This window comes from Myxococcus sp. MxC21-1, from assembly GCF_032612255.1.
Lineage (GTDB): Bacteria > Myxococcota > Myxococcia > Myxococcales > Myxococcaceae > Myxococcus > Myxococcus virescens.
The window spans coordinates 36,861-57,132 of sequence record NZ_CP123279.1 but is presented as its reverse complement, the minus strand read 5'-3'; the positions used below and the strand labels follow the sequence as shown (position 1 = coordinate 57,132).

Annotated in this window: 20 protein-coding genes; 2 read left to right on the top strand and 18 right to left on the bottom strand. The window is 64.6% G+C overall.

Annotated elements, in window-relative coordinates; genetic code table 11:
- Positions 1-148: 148 nt before the first annotated feature.
- From QEG98_RS41500 to QEG98_RS41450, 11 genes are all read right to left on the bottom strand, one after another.
- Positions 149-934 carry a hypothetical protein gene (locus QEG98_RS41500; RefSeq protein ID WP_316568122.1) on the bottom strand — a complete coding sequence of 262 codons (786 nt, stop codon included), beginning with the start codon at positions 932-934 and terminating at the stop codon, positions 149-151.
- Positions 935-1,091: 157 nt separating this feature from the next.
- Positions 1,092-3,614, bottom strand: coding sequence for a TraC family protein (locus tag QEG98_RS41495; RefSeq protein ID WP_316568121.1), 2,523 nt, complete (start codon positions 3,612-3,614; stop codon positions 1,092-1,094).
- Positions 3,615-4,015: 401 nt separating this feature from the next.
- Positions 4,016-4,306, bottom strand: coding sequence for a hypothetical protein (locus QEG98_RS41490; RefSeq protein ID WP_316568120.1), 291 nt, complete (start codon positions 4,304-4,306; stop codon positions 4,016-4,018).
- A gap of 389 nt (positions 4,307-4,695) precedes the next feature.
- Entirely contained in the window at positions 4,696-5,289 is a 594-nt protein-coding gene (locus QEG98_RS41485; RefSeq protein WP_316568119.1) for a hypothetical protein, read from the bottom strand.
- 492 nt (positions 5,290-5,781) lie between these two features.
- Positions 5,782-6,435 (bottom strand): hypothetical protein, encoded by a 654-nt coding sequence (locus QEG98_RS41480; RefSeq protein ID WP_316568118.1) that lies wholly within the window; start codon positions 6,433-6,435, stop codon positions 5,782-5,784.
- Positions 6,436-7,571: 1,136 nt separating this feature from the next.
- Positions 7,572-7,865 (bottom strand): hypothetical protein, encoded by a 294-nt coding sequence (locus QEG98_RS41475; RefSeq protein WP_316568117.1) that lies wholly within the window; start codon positions 7,863-7,865, stop codon positions 7,572-7,574.
- On the bottom strand, positions 7,862-9,622 hold the full coding sequence (locus QEG98_RS41470; protein WP_316568116.1) for a ParB/RepB/Spo0J family partition protein: 1,761 nt from the start codon (positions 9,620-9,622) through the stop codon (positions 7,862-7,864). The genes QEG98_RS41475 and QEG98_RS41470 overlap by 4 nt, the downstream gene beginning before the upstream one ends.
- A gap of 215 nt (positions 9,623-9,837) precedes the next feature.
- Positions 9,838-11,127 (bottom strand): DNA primase, encoded by a 1,290-nt coding sequence (dnaG, locus tag QEG98_RS41465; protein ID WP_316568115.1) that lies wholly within the window; start codon positions 11,125-11,127, stop codon positions 9,838-9,840.
- Positions 11,128-11,152: 25 nt separating this feature from the next.
- Complete coding sequence (locus QEG98_RS41460; RefSeq protein WP_316568114.1) at positions 11,153-11,494, bottom strand: hypothetical protein; 342 nt, start codon at positions 11,492-11,494, stop codon at positions 11,153-11,155.
- A gap of 49 nt (positions 11,495-11,543) precedes the next feature.
- Positions 11,544-11,879 carry a hypothetical protein gene (locus QEG98_RS41455; RefSeq protein ID WP_316568113.1) on the bottom strand — a complete coding sequence of 112 codons (336 nt, stop codon included), beginning with the start codon at positions 11,877-11,879 and terminating at the stop codon, positions 11,544-11,546.
- Between the two features lie 508 nt (positions 11,880-12,387).
- Complete coding sequence (locus QEG98_RS41450) at positions 12,388-12,807, bottom strand: hypothetical protein (protein ID WP_316568112.1); 420 nt, start codon at positions 12,805-12,807, stop codon at positions 12,388-12,390.
- Between the two features lie 517 nt (positions 12,808-13,324).
- Here QEG98_RS41450 and QEG98_RS41445 point away from each other — a divergent pair.
- Together QEG98_RS41445 and QEG98_RS41440 are read left to right on the top strand one after the other, a co-directional pair.
- Positions 13,325-14,098, top strand: a complete 774-nt coding sequence (locus tag QEG98_RS41445; RefSeq protein WP_316568111.1) for an AHH domain-containing protein — start codon at positions 13,325-13,327, stop codon at positions 14,096-14,098.
- Positions 14,098-14,688: an imm11 family protein gene (locus tag QEG98_RS41440; protein WP_410478110.1), complete on the top strand. Its 591-nt coding sequence runs from the start codon at positions 14,098-14,100 to the stop codon at positions 14,686-14,688. Before QEG98_RS41445 ends, QEG98_RS41440 begins: the two co-directional genes overlap by 1 nt.
- 185 nt (positions 14,689-14,873) lie before the next feature.
- Here the strand turns inward: QEG98_RS41440 and QEG98_RS41435 are convergent, their stop codons facing one another.
- From QEG98_RS41435 to QEG98_RS41405, 7 genes are all read right to left on the bottom strand, one after another.
- Entirely contained in the window at positions 14,874-15,080 is a 207-nt protein-coding gene (locus QEG98_RS41435) for a hypothetical protein (protein ID WP_316568109.1), read from the bottom strand.
- A gap of 386 nt (positions 15,081-15,466) precedes the next feature.
- The gene (locus QEG98_RS41430) at positions 15,467-16,387 is read right to left on the bottom strand and encodes a hypothetical protein (protein ID WP_316568108.1); all 921 of its coding nucleotides are present in this window, start codon (positions 16,385-16,387) and stop codon (positions 15,467-15,469) included.
- A gap of 787 nt (positions 16,388-17,174) precedes the next feature.
- Entirely contained in the window at positions 17,175-17,903 is a 729-nt protein-coding gene (locus QEG98_RS41425; RefSeq protein ID WP_316568107.1) for a hypothetical protein, read from the bottom strand.
- Positions 17,900-18,496 carry a hypothetical protein gene (locus QEG98_RS41420; protein ID WP_316568106.1) on the bottom strand — a complete coding sequence of 199 codons (597 nt, stop codon included), beginning with the start codon at positions 18,494-18,496 and terminating at the stop codon, positions 17,900-17,902. The genes QEG98_RS41425 and QEG98_RS41420 overlap by 4 nt, the downstream gene beginning before the upstream one ends.
- On the bottom strand, positions 18,493-18,813 hold the full coding sequence (locus QEG98_RS41415; protein ID WP_316568105.1) for a hypothetical protein: 321 nt from the start codon (positions 18,811-18,813) through the stop codon (positions 18,493-18,495). Before QEG98_RS41415 ends, QEG98_RS41420 begins: the two co-directional genes overlap by 4 nt.
- Positions 18,814-19,046: 233 nt before the next feature.
- Positions 19,047-19,469 carry a hypothetical protein gene (locus tag QEG98_RS41410; RefSeq protein WP_316568104.1) on the bottom strand — a complete coding sequence of 141 codons (423 nt, stop codon included), beginning with the start codon at positions 19,467-19,469 and terminating at the stop codon, positions 19,047-19,049.
- A gap of 187 nt (positions 19,470-19,656) precedes the next feature.
- Entirely contained in the window at positions 19,657-20,079 is a 423-nt protein-coding gene (locus QEG98_RS41405; protein ID WP_316568103.1) for a hypothetical protein, read from the bottom strand.
- Positions 20,080-20,272 lie beyond the last annotated feature (193 nt).

Sequence of the window (20,272 nt, the reverse complement as noted above, 5' to 3'; positions counted from 1 at the left end):
ATAATGGCGCTAGGAATCCAGTCCCAGGCAATCCCCATCGTCGTCTGAAGCAGTGAGCCCAACGCTGTGTTCCGTGGGTCCGGGCTAGCAGCCGCGGCCCATGGAATAAGCAGGGAAGCCAACACTGCGGCGCGTGGTACGCGGCTCATCACCGCGCCTCCTTCTGCATATCGAAGCCCTCGTCCAGGCGGATTGCCGGGGGCATCGGAGTGAAGGACTCCACGGCGTGGCGAAGGAACTCCTCCCGCTGCTGAGCTGCGGTCTCCTGCCGGCGGCGCTCCGCCGCCTGGTGCGCGAGCTCCGTGGCCTGGAGGGTGTTCGCCTGGGCCAGTTGATCTGCAATCGCCGCCGACTGCTCGAGGGCTGCAATCTCCGCGACGCTCGCTGCAGCTTGGCACGCCGACAGGTCCTTCGCCTCCGTGCAGCGCTTCATCAACTCTGCAGCCTGCAGACGAAGAACCTCGTTCCTCGCCATCTGCGACTCCGCAGAGACAATGGCGAGCGCGGCCTGCTCGTCCATGACACGTGTCTCGACATCGCCAGCAGGCGAGGTGCCGAACGCGGCGGAGATGGAGCGAGTCACGTCGCGAAGGCTCTGGACCTCCTGCACCTCCGCACAGTTTCCCGAGGAGAGGCAGAAGCGCACAGTCCGACTCAAGTTCCTCTCATTCCGGAACATGCCCGCCCCGTCGGACGCAGCCTGACGCCGGATGTACCCGAGGTCAGGGAACGCCGAATCGAGGGCCGCGCCAACGTCGCCAGTGAAGGCACGGGCACCAAGGCGCTGGAACTCGTCGAACTCAGCCGCGGCCTCTGCAGCGTAGGAGGTCAGCCGCTGCGTCTCCTGGTACACCGAGCGCGCCATCTGGAGACTCTCGGTGACCTGGTTGACCTGGACGAAGCTGTTGCTGACCAACTGGACCAGAAGTGGCACGTCAGCACCAAACAAGTCCGCACGAGCCGGAAGCGGATACGCCGCGAGAAGGCCTGCGAACCCGGCTGAAACACACTGCACAAGGGGAGAACGCATGAAAACCTCAGGAGAAGGGTGGACGACGGGAAATGGGCTGACCCGACACCGCAGACGTCTGCTACGCAGCCCGGGTCGAAGAGCGACGCGACCGGGCGCCGCGGGGGAACTCGTGCGCGAGGTGCCGAATCAGCTCAAGCTCGGACAGCCCGGGGTTCTTCTCCTTGGCCCGGCTCAGCAAGTCCGTGTCGTACCGGTCCGTCGTGAGGAGCCAGTAGACGTAAGGGCTCACCTGGTTCCGGATGACGGTCTGCCTGTCCCCAAACATCAGGTAGAAGTCGGAGTAGATGCCTGGAGCGGTTGAGAGGCTCTCAAGGGCCGCGGCAGCTCGAGGTGTGAGGTGGAAGTGCTCGATGAGGTGGTCGTAGCCGCCCTGAGGATGGCGCAGCACCATCTTCAGGGTGCTGTTCTCGATGAGCGTCTTTCCGGACTTTGCAGCAACGAAGTCGTTGAACTGCTGGGAGATGAGCCAGCACGCGACGCCCTTCTTGCGGAACGTCCTGTAGCCGTACTCGATGAAGGCCTCCGTTGCGGGGGTCTTCAGGAGTTGGTGCGCCTCATCGATGGCGAAGAGGGTCAGAGCCCGGCGCTCGGCAAGCGCTCGTTCAGCACGCATCTCCACGATGCGGGTGATGGTGGCGAGAGCCAGCGCCTTCATCGTGGGATTCTTCGACAGGGCCTCGAGGTCGAAGGTGATAAGAGGCGCCGAGAAGTCCAGGGTGCACGGCACATTCAGCATCCCCGCATACGGCCCCTCCGTGCAGAGCCACAAACGCTGAGCGATGTCCTCGGCGATGCGTGCATCTTCAGGGGCTCGGCGTTCCCGGAGAGCACGAACGAAATCGCTCATGACCGGACGCCGACTCGGCTGATGGCGAAGGTCGATGTACGCAGCCTGCACTGCCCGGTACGCCACGCCCTCATACAGCTTGTCGAACAGCGGCAGCACCTCGTCGGCCGCGCAGACCTGCAGGAACTGCACGACTTCTGAAAGAGCGGACTGCCTGAGCTGGCCCTTTTCATCGAGCATCGAGCGGTAGTCGCCGAACGGCGCGAGGCTCGTATCAAGGGAGACAGGCAGATAGCTCCCACCAGTAGCAGTTGTCATCCGGCGCCACGACGCGCCGTTGTCCAGCAAGATGGCTTCGTAGCCCTTCGCCCGCGCATCAAGAACAAGACTGCCAATCTGAAACGATTTGCCACTGCCGGTTGCCGCTGCGCAGATACCGTGAGTGGCCGGGACCGACGGGTCAAAGAAGTCAAACGCGACAGCATCACCTGCGGGCGTCTGCAGCAGGCTCATCGGTTGCGCCGTTCCGCGCCACGGGGCGTAGAGAGGAAGGAGGTCGGCGGCATTCCTGGTCGTGCAGGCCTTTCTCCGGACCGGGTAGTTCACTGCGCCCGGGAACATGCCGAAGAAGACGGGCAGCTTGTGCGGCGCTTCCTGGTACAGTTCTGAGTTCCCCAGGGCGTTGAAAGCCGCCCGGGCCCCCTCCAACTGCGCGTCAACTTCCGCGACGCTGCTCCCCTCCAGCAGCAGCGTCATGGAAACGTCCACAATTTTGGAGCTCGACTGCTGCAACTCCGTAAGCGCACCCACGATGCTCTGTTGAGCGGCGGCGTCTTCGATGTCTTGAGCGACGCTGTTGCCAGCCATGCCCAGGCGCGACATCAGGCCCTGGGTGAAGCCGACGAACCTCGAGCGCCGATTCAAAGCGGACTTCCGCTCCCGCTGCGAGGCAACGTGGATGGTCAGCCCAAGCCAGAAGGGGAACAGCTGCTCTCCTCCGCCGCGCGCAGCTGCTTTCAGGTACAGCAGATGCTCCCCCATGACGGGGAGCGTCCCGTTCTCCGGCAGGATCTTGAGGCTGCACACACGCCGAACTCGGCCCTCTTGAATCCAGTGGTCGTATCGCTCGTCGATGTCCTCGCACGTCAGTTGCTCCGCCTCCGTGTACTCCCGGAGGTGCTCCCCATGCCGAGCGATGTCCTCTTCAGACCACAGCCGCTGCTCCGGCGCTCGGGGCGCGCTCAGGTGCTGGCAAGCTCTGCGAGGATTCAGCAACTCGTAGTGGACCTGGCGGGCCTCCTCCCGGGTCATCTCACGTGAGCTGAGGCCGAGCTGCTGGAGTCTGCTGACGACCTTGTCCCGCAGCCCGCCGAGCCGCTCGAGCTCCATCCGGTGCTTCGACTCGGCAAGGCGAGCACCATTCGCGAACGGCAGCGCTGAACCAAGCTCGCCGCGGACAAAGCTGGCGCCACGTGGCCGAGAGAAGAACACGAAGAGGCGGACGCGCCGCCAGCGCAGCTCCTCGAGCCACTTCACACGACTCCGGACATGCTCCTCCAATGCGGGCGACGCGGCATTGCGGCCAACCCCCGCGTAGGCGCGCACGCCGGCTTCTCCCGCGTCATCCACCCGGTAGAGAAGATGAAGGGTGACTCCGTCGTCGAGAGACGCCAAGAAGCTCCGGAGTCCCTCTCCAAGCGAATGGAGTGCCTCAGCCGACTCGAAGATGATGTCACGGGGTTCAACAACGATGCCCCCGACATAGTCGAGGGCAGGAGTGATGATGGCCGTCACCCCGTCCTGGTGCAGGGTGCACCAGAGCGGGACACGGGCCGCGAGGCCAGGTGAAGACATGTCAGCTCCTACGAGCAGACGTCTGTGGCCGTGCGCTCGCGTGGGGGAAACGAGGCTGCTTCACGCGAGACGCAGCGCACAGGCGGGTGCCGACAAATCGTCGCCACTGCCATCCCAGCCAGTGCATTGCATGGCCAGGCATCTTTCCGTGCGTCGCAGCTCGGAGACCGGCGTACACACAGGCCGTCAGTCCCAAGGTGATGCGGCCATCCGCAAATAAGGTTGTCCCGGCGTACGCGACGACCGCGACAATCGAAAACTCCGAGGGGAAGGCGAGGCCGAGAATTGTCTCCCGAGCCTCCAGGTCCCGATACACGGGGGCGCGCATTGCTGCGGACCTATTACGGCTTCATCACCTGGATGAGCTGGTTGCCCTGTCCGCTGATGAAGGCGATGACGATGCAGATAATCGCCACGAACATGGCGCCACTGGCCATCTTTGGGTTGAACTTCGCTGCGCCCAACGCCCCAACGATGGCAATCACCCCCAGCGGGAGGACGATGTTACTGACGGCCCAGGTAAGGGCCTTCTCCCCCAGGTACGCGTGCGCCGTACTCGCGTACAGCACAACCGCAATGGCGAGCGACGCCACCTGCGACTGACTCCACTTACTCGGCTGCTTCTTGCTCATTGTGCTGCTCCTGCGAAAGACGCCGGAGGCCGGCGTCGTAGGTTGCCTTTGTCCTGCGAACTCGCGCCCCCAGTTGTGCGAGCCACGCGCGCAACGACGCGCGCCTGGGCGGCTCAAGCACAAGGAGGGCAACTATCGCGACAGCGCCGGCGCATCCCCACAGCAGCGCAGGGTGACGAGCCCACCACCCCAGGAGGGAGGCGGCATTCGGGTCAACCCAACGGCCATAGAGAGAGCCCACCGGAACAAGAACGGACAAGGCCACTACGAGAGCGCAGAAGCACCGCTCGGGCAGCGGCAGCAGCGAGAGGTGAAGCAGCACTGGGAACTGCCCAGAGGACTGCCTCAGCGAAAGACGACCACGCATGCTGCCTCCACCATGTACCGCGTCACTGACCGCTCAATGAGCGAGCCGTGTCCGAAAGAATGATGCGGATGTGCTCCCTGTGAGTGAGCACCTCGCCCAACGTCTTCGACAGCGCCGCTCTCTCCCTCTCCAGCAACTGCCGCTGGTCAGGGGGGGCGGAAAAGTAGGTGCCGATGTCGTCAAGGGCCTCCACCAGCACGTGCCGCACCAGGGGCCGCTCAACTTCTCGTTCCTCTATGTAGTTGCTCAGTCGAAACGGAACGGACACCGTTGTCCTGGTGGGCCCGTGCGGATCGAAATCCGAAGGAAACTCAGGTGGCGGAAGTGGCTTCGGAAACACTCGCCCACTCGTCTGAAGTTCCGCGTAGTGTCGAGAGAGAATCGAGCGGAGGTAATCCCGACGAAGAGCTCCTGTCTTCCGCCGAGCTGCGTCTAGCGCCGAGCGCTGGTCTACCGGGAGGTCGAAGTAGAAAGCGCAGTCGCTGACGGCCTCCACGATGACGGCTGGCACCGTCCCCAGGACAGGCGTTCGCTCGGAGGCAAATAGAATTTGCTCCGGCGTCAGCTCGACGTTGACCTTGCCCATTACCTCAACCTGACTCGGCGTCTTCGCCATGAGGAACATCCCCACGCGGGCCCCACGAAACACCATTTGATGCGCGCAATCAACCAAATAGTGCGCTAGCCACATCATTTGGTGCGACATGGGTGCCGCGAATACGTCCCACCACCGTGGTGGGACATCGCCGCGTTCTACCCCTCCGACACACCTAAAGGTGCGGGAATCGCACAGCCTGGGTGTAACGAGGTGTAGCAGACGTCTGCGGAGAGGAAGGGGTGTTGGGGCCCCTGCAGGGGTGGCGAGGGGCAGGGAGAGGGAGCGGGGCCGGCCCGTGGGCACTCACGCTCGGAGAAGGCACCTACGCTGGTAGTCGTGGGCCGGGCACCCGGCCCACGCGGGGCACCTGGTGCGAGAGGCCTCACCACCTTCCACCGGTAAGCCCGTCGTCGTCAGCGAGTTGGAGGCACTGCAGGTGCCTCACTCAAGGCTGGCAGGGAGCTGAGGGCTCCGCTCGACGCGACTCGACAGCAGTAGGGGGGAAGCTGGCTAGTGCGCGGCAAGCAGGGTGTGGACGGCCTGGAGGATGGCGGTCCTCCTTGTGACGTGCGCAATCGGCGTGCCGCGCTGTTGCCGGTGGAGCTGGACACCGAGGTTCTCGACGATTTCCTCGGGCTTCCAAGCAGCGGCTGCCTCAGCCGCAGTCAAGAAGCGGGCCGTAGAATGCCAGTCGCGAGTCGTCGGACTGGTGCTCCACTGGCCGGAGAAGCGGAGCTCAACGAAATCTCCCGTGTCGGCGAGCCAGAGGCCCGTGCCGGAGAAGGAACCCGTCGAAGCCCCAGGCTGGGCCAGCTTGACGGGGCCTGCGTCTCCAGCGACGTGAAGTGCTCGGACGTCCGTCTCGTCACGCCGAAGGAACGTCCGGAGCTCGTCGGCGGAGGCCCCATCATCACCGCGGAGGACTTGCGTCCCGGCGATGGCGACCTTCGTCGCACAGTAGGGGAGAGCGGGAACGACTAGGTCGACCAGGTCGGCGAGGAGCGTGGCAGCCGCTGCGTCAGCGGCTTTCCGGGAGGACTCGTGGGAACGAGCGTCCTCGCACACAGCCGTGGCCAGCTGGCGCAGGAAGTCCCGAGCAGCAGCCGGGGAGCCGAGCGCGTTCAGGAGCCCATGGGGGGTTGAGTCACGGCGAGGGGCGGCCATCAGCGTCATCCTTCTTCGAGTACTGCTTCTCGACAAATTCGATAATCCAAGCCGACGGCGACAAGTTCCGTGCAGCTGCGTCTCGTCGGAGTTTCAAGAGGATTGCGGTGGAGGGCCACAGGAGGCCGTAAGCCTCAAGGGAGCTTGCTGGGGCCGGTTTCCGGCGCCTCTTGCTGGGTGGGGTGAAGAGCTGGACGATCCAAGCAGAGACGGAGAGTCCATGGGCTGTTGCGTCGCGTTCAATCCTCGCAATGACCGCTTCAGATGACCACGAGCGGCCATAGGCCGTGAACGTCGTACGCTTCGGACGTCTGGCGCGAAGAGGCCGGAGAGGCTGCTTCAACGCCCTTTGCTGAGCATGGCCCGAGCAGAGCCCGCGGGTGTTCGGCCTGTTGGGACAGGCCTTCGGAGTACCATCTCGCGCAGGTCCCGCACATAGATTGGAACGTCGGGGGTCAGAGGGAGCTGCTGCGCGAAGGTCGGCCACTTGCTGAAATCGGGCCATCAGCACCTTCGCGGTAATCCGCATCCCGCCGGCGGAGGCATCCTTTGGCGGAGGCCGCGAACGAATCTTGACGCGCTTGGAGGCCGTGAGGCGCCGTTTCGCTGCGGCCTGCCGCTTGAACCGGGCCTTCAGTACCTTTGAAGTAATATGCATGTGCGCCCCACGAAGTCAGCGGCGGCGGCGGCGAGCTGGAGCTCCAGCAGCCGGTTCCGGGTAGTGCCTCTCGACAAGCTCGACAATCCAGGCCGTAGGCGTCATCGCCTTCGCCTTCGCGTCTCGCTCGAGCTGCTCGACGACTTCTTTGGAGGACCATCGAAGCCCATAAGCAATGTGCACACCAGGCGGGTGCTTTTTCTGTGGAACGAGGGGTCGAAGAGGCTTCTTCGCAGCAGCCTGCCGACCATGACTCACGCAGAGCTCGTGAGCATTCCACTTGTTGAGGCAGCCATTCGGGATGCCGTCCGGGCCAGGGCCAGTACAGAGGCCGGTGCGGTCGGCGGGCGTCGGGCCCTTGGCCTTTGCCGCGGCCGGGATAGGACTGCGAGGCGCCTTCGATTTCACAGCGGCCATTGGGCAAATCCGGAAGAAAGGAGGGCGGCCTTAGCATTCGACCGCCCCCTGGGGGAACTACTCAGGAGCGCTTCCGCTTCGTCTTCGCAGCAGGCGGCGGCTCAGCAGGCGGCGGGGAGGGCAGCACCAGGAGCTGAGGGACGCCGCCCTGAGCGATGAACTCGTGCGCGGCACGGAGTTCGTCGTCATGCGTCTCCGCCCAATCGCGGGCGCCATCGGACACCGGCTCCAAGTTGCCTGCCTCGTACCGGAACGTGCCGACGACCTGGTCCTGGACGTTGTCGCGGATGAGCACGCCCCCAGGGGGGAACTCCCCCTCGTCCAGCAGCACGAGAGACCAGCCGTCCGCAATCATGTACTCCCCCGCCGCCCAAGGGGCCGCAGGTGGCAGAGTGGCCCCCGGAATGATGTCGACCCGGCCATGGGAGGCATCAACTTCGGCCGGCATCGCAAGGGGGCCACGCCGGCGGCCTGTGAGGAAGGCGCGTCGGCGGGGGCGCCCGGCAGGGGCGAGCGATTGCGGCCCTCCGCTACCTCCCGCTGGATGCCATCCAGGTCCATGCCAAAAGCCTGCGCCAGTCCTCGGACGAAGGCGTCATCCGTGCCACTGACGTAATCGTAGCGACCGGGAGCGCCATAGATCTGCGTCGCGACCAACAGCACGAGGAACTCGTTCGCAGGAAGCGATGGAAGGGCGCCTTTCAGTTCTTCCAGCGGCATCTGCCCAGGCCGCGCCCAGAAGTCGTCGGCGTACTCCAACTCCTCGACGTCCCAAGTCCGCTGGAGGAAGGCGACCAAATCCCCAACGGAACGCGTCAGAGCGCTTTCCACAACACGCGCAAGGACCACGCGCATCACCTCTTGGCGCAATCTCGTGGCTTGCACTACCGGATTCGCTGCCTGCCGCGCCTCGAAGTCCTCATTCGCTGCACGAAGAGCTTCCGCTCCCGCCTTCTGGAAATCGTGCCCCGCCTCCTTCAGGAGCTTCTTGACGGCTTTCTTGGGAACAAGCTTCTCAACAGCACCTGTCGTGGGGTGACGGGCGTACGCAACCAAGTCAGTACGGGAGGTCAGCACCTTACCCAGCAGTTGCTGGTAGCGACGGGTCTGCGGATCCGAATAGCACTTCTCCGTCAGCGAGACCCACTCAGAGTCACCACGGGTCCCGTCACCGTAGGGGTTGAACACCTTCGCGGCATCCTTGACGGCCAAGACAGAGTGGCCCCGACTCACTGCTTGAGCCTTCTGCAGCTCCCATGATGCGTCGGACTTCTGCCTCCAGCAGGCAGCATCGGTGCAGATGTCGCGGTTCTTCACGTCCGCAAAAGCAGGGTCGTTCCCAGTACGCTTGGGGCAGCCACTGCACGGGCCAGCCTTCTTCACCAGGTCCGGGCTCTTCGGGTCAAAGGGTGCCTTGGAAAGGTCGAGGAAGTAGTTCCGATGAATCTCCTCGTTCACCCACCGGGCAGAGGGAGGCTGCCCGTCGTCTCGAGCCGCCACCTCCTCAAGCTTCGCGAGAAACTCATCCTGGACCGTCGTGGACGGAATTCGGGCGACGTAGAGCGCAGTGCTTTCCGTCAGCAACTTCCCCGCGAGAAAGAGCCGTCGTCCCTTCGCACTGAGGCGGAGCAGCTTCAGGGAGGCACGAATCGAGCTGACGGACCGCCCCGTGCTGTGCGCCAGCTCCTCCACCGTTGAGCCAGCATCCATCGACCGTTTGAACCCCTCCGCAGTCTCAAGCGGGTGCGGATCCTCACGCTGGAGGTTCTCCAGGAGCTTCAGCTCCCAGAACGTCTTGTCGTCAATCTCCGCGCAGCGCGCGTCCACATGACTCCGCTTGAGATGCCGCATCGCCCGGAGCCGGCGCTCGCCCGCCACAACCTGATACCGGCCCTTACCGAGGATGCGCAGGAAGATGGGCTGGAGGAGCCCATATGTTTCGACCGACTGCGCAAGCGATTCGATATTCTCGTAGCGGACGCGGTAGTTCTCATCCGCCTCAATCTGCTTGATGGGCACCGAGACCACCTGCAGGGTTTTCTGCAGAGCCGCACTCCGCTCGGCTCCCTTCATCGTGGTCTTCTTTGTCTGAGGGACAGCGGGCTTCGCCATGTCAACCTGCCTGCCGGATGGGTCCGGCGTGTAGCGACGCGGGTCCGCCCCGCGACGGCACTGAACGAAGTGCATGCCGGTCATACCCTACTTCGAGCCGACATACAAGCGCGTTAGTGTATGCCACGTGCGCAGACGTCTGCGGGAGCGTGAAGCTGCGATGCGCCTGACGCGCCGCTGCGAGTGCTATCGCGGCGCACAACCACCAGGAGGCGCTACGCGCGCCGAGGCCCGGACGACGGTGGAGTGGGAAGCAGGTCTTCGGCAGGGACGCCGAAGTGCCGGGCCGCCTCAGCGAGGAAGGCACTCCGCCAGAAGCCTCCCTCGAGGCGCTCAAGGAAGGTGGCCAGAGCCTGCCGCCCACGGAGTTTCTGCTCGAATGGAGCCTGAGCGCCGCGGGGCAAGAGGCGCTCGAGGAAGACTGCGGAGAATGGCGTAGCGGCTGAAATGAGCGCTTCAACGCCGGCGCGACCTTCGCGGCGGGCAAAGGTATCAGGGTCATCGCCAAAAGGCAGGTGAGCAACCCGCGTGGCGAAGCCCGAGGGGAGGATGAGACGGGCGTGCTGGGTGATAGCGGCCTGGCCGGCCTTGTCACCATCCAGAAGGAGGACAAGCTCCGTCACATCACAGCGCCGCAGCAGGGCAAGATGCTCCCCAGTAAGGGCTGTCGAGCACAGGGCGACGACATTCTTCACGCCAGCTTGCCACAGGGCGGCAAAGTCAAAATTGCCCTCAACCAGGATGGCCGTGCGCGTCCGGCGGAGGTCCTGGCGGGCCAGGTCCAAGCCGTACAACGTTGAGGCCTTCTTGTAGCGCGCAGACTCAGGAGAGTTGAGGTACTTCGGGGCAGGGGTCGTTCCTAGATAGCGGCCGGAGAATGCGAGAAGCGCTCCCGAATGGGAGCGAATCGGGAAGATGACGCGGCCTCGGAACAGGTCGTAGTGCCCGCCGGAGCCCTGCCTTGCGACGCTCAACCCAAGAGCCTTCGCAGCGCTGAGGAAGCCCAAGCGTGCCAGCTTATCAGTGAGTGTCGTCCAAGCGTCCGGCGCCCACCCAATGCCAAGTTCAGCAATCGTCTCAGCCGACAAGCCCCGGGAAGCCAGGTAGTCTCGCGCCGGGGCTCCAGCTGGTGCCGCGAGTGCGGCGGTGAAATGGTCGCTCGCCAGCTGCAGCACCTTTGCCGTCGGGTCGGAGGTGGGCTCCCGGGTCGTCACGCTGGGAAGCGGAATCCCCGCAGCCGCGGCGAGGCGGCGAATCGCATCGAGGAAGGGCAAGCCCTCCTTGCGCTTCAGCCACTCCAGCGCATCTCCGTGCGCGTTGCAGCCGAAGCAGCGCCAACGCTCGCCATCGACGGTGAAGGAAGCCGACTTCTCCTCATGGAAGGGGCACAAGCCCTTCCAGGATTTCCCTGCGCGCTTCAGGACCACATGGCGAGAGATTAGCTCGACGAGGTCGGTCCGCTGCAGTACCTCGGTGATGGTCTCGGAGGGAATGGTGAGGGCCACGAGGCCTCCTTACTACAGTCGTCGGTTAGGAGCGCGACCGGGCGAGCGAGCGCCACTCTACGAGGAGCCGTGAAAGGTGGTCCCGATGCCGCATCAGCGCGGCGACGCAGCCCCACGCACGTGCTTGCTGGAGCTCGCGCCCATGCGCAGCGAGGACCCGGTCGACCTCGTCAATCTCGTACTCGATGGCTTTGGGGGGAGTGCAGTCGCGCACCAGGGCACGGCGGAGGGCCGCATAGGACAGGGCCTCCACAGCCGTGTGCTCCGAGGTGAGGAGCGCCAGCGCCAGACGAACGCGCAGGGACGGGAACAGCAGCAAGAGGAGGCTGGCCAGGAGAAGCGTCAGCAGCAGGAAGGTGGCGAGCATGCGCACCCATTAGCACCAAATGATGCAAAATAACATCAACAGATGCGACCTAGGAGTAGTGGACCACCCCATCCCCAGCGCGCTCCGCCAGGGCCAACAACTGCTCGGTGCGGTCGCGCAGGTAGCCTTCGGGGCGACCACACTGGAAGAAGAGAGGTTCGCCCGGGAGGCGCTCCACGACGGGTGCGATGGCGGGGTCGAGGTTGCGGACCTCGGGCCAAAGGCGACGGCGGCACCGCGCCGCCAGGTCGCGAGCAGGCAGCTCGCCATAGAGGTCCCCGGCCGCAGCTTGGTGGTAGCCCAGCCAGGACAAGAGGTCGCGGGCGTTGCTGTTGCTGACGTTCAGCTCATCAGCGTCGCCACTGACAAAGAAGGATACAGACATAGAACGGCCCGGCTTGGCGCCAGGTAACTGCGCCCGGGTCCATCCCGAGCGGACGCTGCAAGGGGAGACCTCGCAAGCGGCAATCCGTTCTACCTAGAGGGTCTGACATTCACAGGCGACAGCGTATGCTGACTGCAGAGCCACCTATCAGAATCCGCAGGTGTGGAAGTTGCCCTGCGAGAAGTAGCGGCAGTCACCAGGCCGGGCACAAAGAGACGAGCAGCCTCATGCGGCCGGGCCCTTGCAAGGCTCAGCGTGTGGACGGGACGTCCACCACCGCGGACGCGCAGACGTCTGCAGAGAGAGGGCGCCCGGCCCACGCGGGGCACCTGGTGCGAGAGGACGCCCCATCAAACTTTGCCCAGGCCCGCAGACACCAGAGATGCACTGGCAGGAGCACCAGATGTCCGCAACTAACGAGAAGCCGAAGAACCCCGTAGGCCGCACAATCGCATGGCCGATGCTGGCCCAGATGATGGTGCGGCCCAGTTCCCGCACCAGAGAGGGGTTAGCGCACTACGACTTCCACGACATCCGCTGCTGTCGGCCCCTTTTCGAAAGCTGCCTTCGCAACGTTCTGCTTCGGATACAGAACAAAGTTGGTCTGCAGCATGCAAGTGCCTGGGGTCCCAATGTTCTCCTTCCCGAAAGGATGCGCGGCTTCACCGGGCGCCTTGACCGACATCGCACCTGTCACCTTGACCGTGCACTTCTTCGGGTCCGGGCTCATGAGCGCAACACTCGCTCCTCCCCCAGCAAGGTCGACGGCGGTCGGGCCAACTTTAAGGTCCGTGTTGTCGTCGTAGTGAAACACGGCGCCTACGCCAACGATGTGAACGTTCCACGCAACAGGAAGATCGTTCACGAACTTCGCAGTACACGGGTAAAGCGGCGGGCGCACAACGTCTTCCAGCAACTTCGCTGTCATGCTGATTCGCTCCTCGTCCATGCCAAGTGAACGGCGACTACTTCAGGTCCGCTCCAAGCAGACGACTCCGAGGATGCCAGCTCCCCGCCGTAGTGCATGCGGTCCACCGGTAGCAGGCAAGATCCGAAATGGACCACAGCAGACGCACACACGTCTGCGGGAGGTGGGCGGAGAGGGAGAGGTGTTGTGGCCCCTGCAGGGGGTGGTGCGGGGCAGGGAGAGGGAGCGGGGCCGGCCCGTGGGCACCCACGCGCGTCGCAGCCTCCTTCGCTCGTAGTCGTGGGCCGGGCGCCCGGCCCACGCGGGGCACCTGGTGCGAGAGGACGCCCCACCTTCCCCCGGTAAGCCCGTCGTCGTCGTCAGCGGTGTGGAGGCACTGCAGGTGCCTCACTCAAGGCTGGCAGGGCGCTGAGGGCTTCGCTCGAGGCGTCTCGACAGCAGCCCACGCCGCAGCGGGGCGTGACGCGAGCTTGAGGGGTATGTTCGGCACAGCACGAGCTCGTCCATCCGCGGGACATTGGAAGGCAAGCTCGGTGAGCAGTTCAATTGGGGGATGCCTGTCATTATCCGCGGCGCACGGGTGCGGTTCCTAACCTCAGGACCTGGCGATGGGCCGAAGCCGATTGAGCGTCCGCCGTGTGAGTATTGCGGCAAGCCCGATCACCCCTTTGTGAAGGAGTGGGGACGGCACATCAGCGATTCCAACAGGCTGCGGGAGGCGATGCTCGGCTCGCCCGACTCAAAGGTGCACGAGTGGTATACGGGGCCGTGGACAGTCGCGGCGCACCACCTCATTCCCGGTGAGGCGCTGGAGGAGGAGCTGTGGGGGACGTTCTGCCGCCGCTTCGGCTACGACGTCGATTGCGCGGAGAATGGAGTCATGCTGCCGTCCAGCATGGAGGTGGCGTGTCAGCTGGAGGTCCCAGTCCACCGGGGACCGCATACGGCGGGACAAGGTCCGGAGCCGGACGTCAACTATCCAAGAGCTGTGCGTGCAAAGCTGAAGGATGTGGAGGCGGCCCTGATGCGGGGAGAGTTCTGTGCGAACCCGGGCGCTCTGGTAGCGGAGATGAATGCCCTGAGCGCTTTCATCCTATCGAAGGTAGCGTCCTTCAAATGGACGATTACCCGGGATGGGCGTGACTACCGAGCGGGAGGCCGTGGCTGTGCAGGAGCCAGCAGAATCCCCCGGAAGCCGGAACGGGAGTGTCCTGAGAAGCGCCAGCACGACGTGCGTCACGGCGCTACCGGGAAGCCGCTGGTGCGGCGAGGGCTGAGGGTGGGGGCGTGATGGCGGCGCTGCAGGGGGATTACTTTGTGCTCGAGCGGGCGGGTGATTCGAGCGTACCATTGTTGAAGTGGCGCCAGGAGTCTGGCGAGTTCCGCAAGGGGCGGGCGGTAGTCGGGCAGGAAGCTGTACAACTGCAGTTGCTCGACCCGGCTCCGGCGGAACCGAAGATGGTGGACCACCACGCTCTGCCAGACCCAGTCGTCTCAACGCGGATCCGAAACGTCCTACGGAAGTTCGAGCTGCACGACGTGCAGCTAATCCAGGCCGTGGTGTGGATTGGCAACGACGTATACGTGTACTGGCTCGTGCACATCTTCAACGAGGTCCGCTGCCTTGATGAGGAGAAGTCGGAGGTCATCAGGTCGCCGAGCAGAAGGTTCATCCACTCGATTGAGCGGCTCGTGCTGATGGAGGAGGTGCTCGCGGCGATTCCCCTGAAAGAGCGAAGGGTGTTTGCGCTCGCCGAATCACCTTCGGTGAACCTCTTCCACCGTGAGGTCGTCGAGGAAATCCTCGCCCTCACGCCGGCAGTCGAAGGCCTTCGATTCGTGCCGGCAGCCGAGTGGACGACGGACAGCGCCTTCGAGTGACTCGGGCGGTACGTCCAAGTCGAGCAGAACCTGAACCGCGATGTGGTCTGCCGCCCGGTGTTCGGCATAGGCGGCCGCGTAGCGCGTCCTGGAGGCTGGACTACCATCCAGTCCGCGGATGGCAGCCCGTAGGGCCAGCTCGGCGGCGAGAAGCCTGTTCGCGAGGTCGACGCGTTGGTGACGGGTCATGGCCAGATGGACAGCAGGAGGCAGGCCAACGCAGGGGCCGCGGGGCGCTTCAGGCCTGGGCGCGCGGCGAGGCGTTCAAGGACGTCCAGGATGAGCGCGCGACGCTCGCGGGCGGCCCACTCCACCTGCTTCGGCGAGCCCGACAGCTCGGGCAACTCCAGCTCCAGCGTCAGTGCACCGTCTGCGACCGATAGCGTGTCCATGGCAACCCCCGAACCAGGCGCGGCAAGGTGCCGCTGCCGGTTGCATTTCAACAAGGCGGCCCCCTCGCAGGTGCGCTGGAGAGTGCGCGAAACTGCAGGGCCGGGCCCCGTAAGAGGCCCGACCCAACGCCTTGCGGCATCACTGCAACGGGAGGCAGCTACAACCTCAACCTCACCTGGGCTGACACCAACTGCTCAACGCCCAACGGCGTCACGGCGAGTCCAGGGGTGCCGATACTAGGCACGAAATGGACGCTACTGCCTGCTACGTTGGAGCAGCAACCCCTCCCGGAGGGTATTGACATCGAGCCGATATTTGGCGGCTGCCAGGTGCCGGCTAAATGCGGCGCGCTAGCAGGGTAACCAGGGCGCTAGGCGAGGGGATGTTACCCAGTTCCCAGCACGGGACCGGTCAGTCCCACGGGAACCTTGTCGTAACGCACAACGACCCGCGGAATGACGACGTAGTGCCCTAGGACATCGAGCCCTTCCGCGGCCCAGAGGCTCACAGCTTCCTCGCGCCGAAGCACCCCGTGGACCGGACAATGGACGCGCCCGTTGTCCCACAGCGCCCAGCGGCCCACGGGCAGCTCTAGGAACGCGGTCGCCGTGACCGGCCAACCCGGACGCTGGGTGAGTTCGACAGACTGCTTTTCGGTCTGCAGGTAGAGCAAGAAGCCGAAGGCATCTCGCTGCCCACCCCATCGGTCCAACGTTAGCGCGATGGCCCACTGGGCGTGCCCGGTCAACATTTCCAGGCAGGCCACTGCGGAGTCGACTACGACAGGACGCCACTGCACCCGCCCCACCGGCCAGCGAGCACGGTAGTAGGCCCGCCAATGGGGGTAGGCAACCCCCCAGGCCCAGCCAACGAGAGCGACCCAGCCGCTTGTCGCCGCGATGGTCGCCAAGCTTGCCCAGCGGCGGAACTCAGCATTCCGGCGCCGCTGTGCGGAGCACTCAACCTCCACCGGCTCAACACCGCATGCCTCCGCCTCCTCTCGCTCACGGGCCTGGATGCTCTGGTCCTCTGCATTCATCAGGAGTCCAACAAAGGCCAACACGAGGAGACACACCTGCAGGAATGCAGGCGAGCCTCCACTCGGCAGCGAAAGAAGGACCTCGTGATGCTGCACCCAGGCCACGACGGCCAGGAGGGCCGCCAGGGTCGCGCGCTCCAGGTGCCATGTCTTGATGGGAAGCGCTGCCACGAGGCGCGCAAGGTCACGCCGCAGCAGGGAGAGAAACGGCCCAACGTCTCCACGAGACTCCACCACACCCCAGAGAGCACCCCAGAGAGCAGCCATCGGGACCTCAAGCCGGCTCGTCGCCGGCGGATGCAGCCCCGGGTCCGCCCCGGGGCATGGCGGTGCGGCTCGTCGCCGTCAACGCTCCTTCTCTATAGCAGCAAGCCCCGACATACACAAGCGGCAGTGTATGTCGAAGTGCATGCGCGCGCAGACGTCTGCGGAGAGGGAGAGGTGTTGTGGCCCCTGCAGGGGGTGGTGCGGGGCAGGGAGAGGGAGCGGGGCCGGCCCGTGGGCACCCACGCGCGTCGCAGCCTCCTTCGCTCGTAGTCGTGGGCCGGGCGCCCGGCCCACGCGGGGCACCTGGTGCGAGAGGACGCCCCACCTTCCCCCGGTAAGCCCGTCGTCGTCGTCAGCGGTGTGGAGGCACTGCAGGTGCCTCACTCAAGGCTGGCAGGGCGCTGAGGGCTTCGCTCGAGGCGTCTCGACAGCAGCCCACGCCGAAACGGGGCACCTGGTGCTTCAGGCGTCGGGGGGACGCTTTGAGCGGCAGTCACAGGTCGATGCTGCAAAGCGGGACTCAATCCTACGAGAGGCTTCGTGGAGAACGCCCGCGCCAAGGACACAGGCTGCAGCTGGGCCGCCGGTGAGATCCACGAGCATGGCAAGTGCGATGAGGCCAAGGGCTGAAAACCAGAGCGCGGAGGCCCAGACGCTGGCGTTGAAGGGGGCTCTACGACGAATGCGGCGGATGGCGAGGACAACCAGGGTTGCGGCGACAAGGCACAGGACGGCGCCGGCAGCGAGGAGACCGGATTGCGATGGGAGAGAAAGGTGCGCCATTAGGTCACCAGTTGGGGTCACGCCAGACGGCGTCAGCGAGGGAGTGGACACGCAGGGCGGCGCGAAAGATGCCGTTGGAGATTGCTCGACGAATGCGCTCGCCGAGAGTGCTGGGAGGGTTGAGCTGAGCGGCTGCGATGCGCAGCTCCTCAGCGGTAGCGCCATCCCGCGAAGCATCCTCCGGTGACGCGCCAGCGGCCCGGCGGTTCAAGTAGAGCTGGAGACGCTTCGAGGGATGGAGAACGTGGAGCTGCCGGACTATTTCGACGGGCAAGCCGTACTGGGTCACAAGGGAATCAACGGAGTACCAGGTCCAGCAACCAAACTCGTGGGGATCGTCGACGCGAACCGGCCCGAGCGGAGAGACGAGAAGCCACGACGGATAGCGATGGCGCGCATCGTAGTGAGAGAGGTCGAAGTAAACAGCGCCGCGCCACAAGACCGACGTGGGCCCCTCAACAATCCATGAGAGGGAATGCAGCGGTGGGCGCGCTTGACGATTGGTGATGATGAGGCTGCCGGAGGAGTGCCCACGCCAAGGAGTAAGTAGGCGGCCGACGTCGTAGCCGAAGTCACCAGCTTCAACCCCGATGAAGGTGAGCGCATCGCCGAAAGTCGCACTGTCGACTGCTGGGCGGGAGAGGGTTGAGGTGCGCCAATCGACGATGGCATCTGCCGTCTCGCGTGAGGCGTATGGATGAACCGCAACCTGCGGATGCTGAGGGAGTGTCATGAGGAGACCGCGCGTGACGGTGGTTGCAGGGGGATGACACCGTCGAGAGTGGTGAAGGCGCGGTCGACGGCGAGCGCAGGACCGGTGTCCCCGCGGTGAGCAACAAAAGCGCTGCGGATCGCCACCGTCTCCACATGAACGAGAGTGGCGAGCATTTCCGGGGGCAGGGGCGTAGAACGGACCCACTCAATTAAGGCCGCGAGGTCGCGCGCCAGCCACTCCAAGCTGAGAGTCGATGAGGGACCAGAAAAAGCGCGCAGGTGGTGCCGTACTCGGGGCGGGTAGACGGTGTGCACGACCTCATGAACGACGCAGCAAACGTCCCATTCTTCCTCGGTGCATGCCTCGGCGTTGCATTGAACGTGGTGAGTTCGGCTGGAGATGGTGTTGTGGTATCTCGAATTCCGGGGAGCGAGCGTGACGGAGACCGGGAGGGGCGCAAACTCATGGGTGAGGCGCTTGGTCAGCTCAGCAAGCGCTATGCGCCCCAGCTCGTCGACGATGGGGGCTGGCATGAGGGGGTGAAGGTGTTTGGCGGGACTGTGAAGAACATGAATGCGACGCTGGAACGCGGTCTTGAAGTTGATTCTCATACGAGGACTCCGGACTGGTCAGCGAGGACAGCTCGGACGCGAGCGCGGACCAGGTCGAGGAGCTCGTTGGGGCTATGGGCGGCAAGCCGGTCATGCTCCGGTGGATGGAACTCCTCACGTCGGTAGCTGCGGCGCTCGGCGACAAAGCCCCGTCGGACATCCCAGCCGCAGTAGGCCCAACCCAGCGCATCGAGTGCATCCTCGAGTTCTCCCGCGCCCGGGGCGGCGGAGAACTGCGCCGCCGGCGGAGGGAGGAACTCGATAGTGGCGCTGGGGAAGCCGACGACGAGTTCGTCACGTGGACGGACCAATCGCACGCCCGTCTGCAATGCTGCCGCAGCCAGTACCCCATAGACCGCTGCGACCGGCGAAGGCGAGCTGATTAGGAAAGCGGAGCCCACCGAGAGGAAGAAGAAGCCGCAACCGGCGCGCAGGAATGGCGATTTCAATGAAGTTAACATAATCCGTATTATCGGAACAAAGAAAATTCAGCCACTTACGCAGCTAAATCCGTTATCTCGGCCGCTGAGCCAGCGCCATCAGCGCTTTCTCAAGGCCTCTCAGTGAACTCTTCGGCAGACCGGCGCACGGCCATCGCCGCGGCCGCAACCGAGCCACCATTCTCGACGCGGTAGGTGACTTCCCGACTGCCCAGCTTGCAGTGCGGCCAAATCGCGTCAATGGCTTCGTGTCCGACGATGAAGCCACGGCAGCCCAACGCCAGGAGGCTCAGTGAGAGGCCGGCAGCTGCGACAGCAAAAAGGATGCAGAGTCCATGAGCTGCAGCGTCGGAGAGGTCACCGTGAAGGTAGTAGTCAGAAAAAAGGCTGTGCAATGCGAAGCCAGTCGCGTCACCCACTAGGTGATAAGCGACCGTGGCGACTCCGAGACCAACTCCGAAGGTTCCAACAGTCGCCACGCCCTGTAGCGCGGCGACGAGGCACAGCAATCCCCACCAAGCGACTCGCTTCATTTGCAGGCTCCGACGGCCCGAGGCCCAAACACCACTTGATGCGCATTATGCACCAAATGATGTAAATAGCCACCAGCGAGCCGCGGAAGTCGACCGTTACAGCGCGGAGAGGACGAGGAGCTCGTGCATTGCGCTTCCCTGCCCTCGCGCGACGAGGGCATTCAGGAAGCGGAAGCGAAGGTGCCCCTCATGGCCAGAATGGGGCGTCGACCCAGGCGCGGGCAGCGGTCACGTCGTTGGGAGTCCACGTGGTCATCGCGGCCAGAATGTCGAAACGCGACGCCCGGTCCGGCACGGCAAAGCGCATCTCGCGCGCAGGCTCCCGCCAATCGATGAAGCTGTTCCAGACCGTGAGGACGAAGGTCGCTGCGGTGGCAGCAGCCACTGTGGGTGCCTCTTCAGCGCATAGCCAGCCAAGCACCGCCTCCTGGTCCCAAGGGGTAATGCCGGGGCATTTGGCGAGGGACGGGAAGAGACGCGCCAACTTCGTCATCGCCTCGCGACCGTCATCGGGCCAGCGCGACCGTCGGTCTTGCGCGGCGCGCACCTCGCGCAAGGCGCGGTGAAGGGCTTTTTGTGGGCCCGTCAAGTCGCCGTCGTCGTTGGGCACGGTGACAACGGTGTCCCCGCCCTCATCCGCCACGTCGTCCGTCCGTAGGGGGAGGTAGCCCAAGTTCGGCAAGACTTCGCGGGGGGACTCCATCCACCGCAGAAGGCACTCGACATGGTCTCGGTCCCATGTTCCGCAGGCATCTACTAGGTCAAACCGGTGAGCGGCCGCAGCTCCGTCGAAGCCAAAGCCG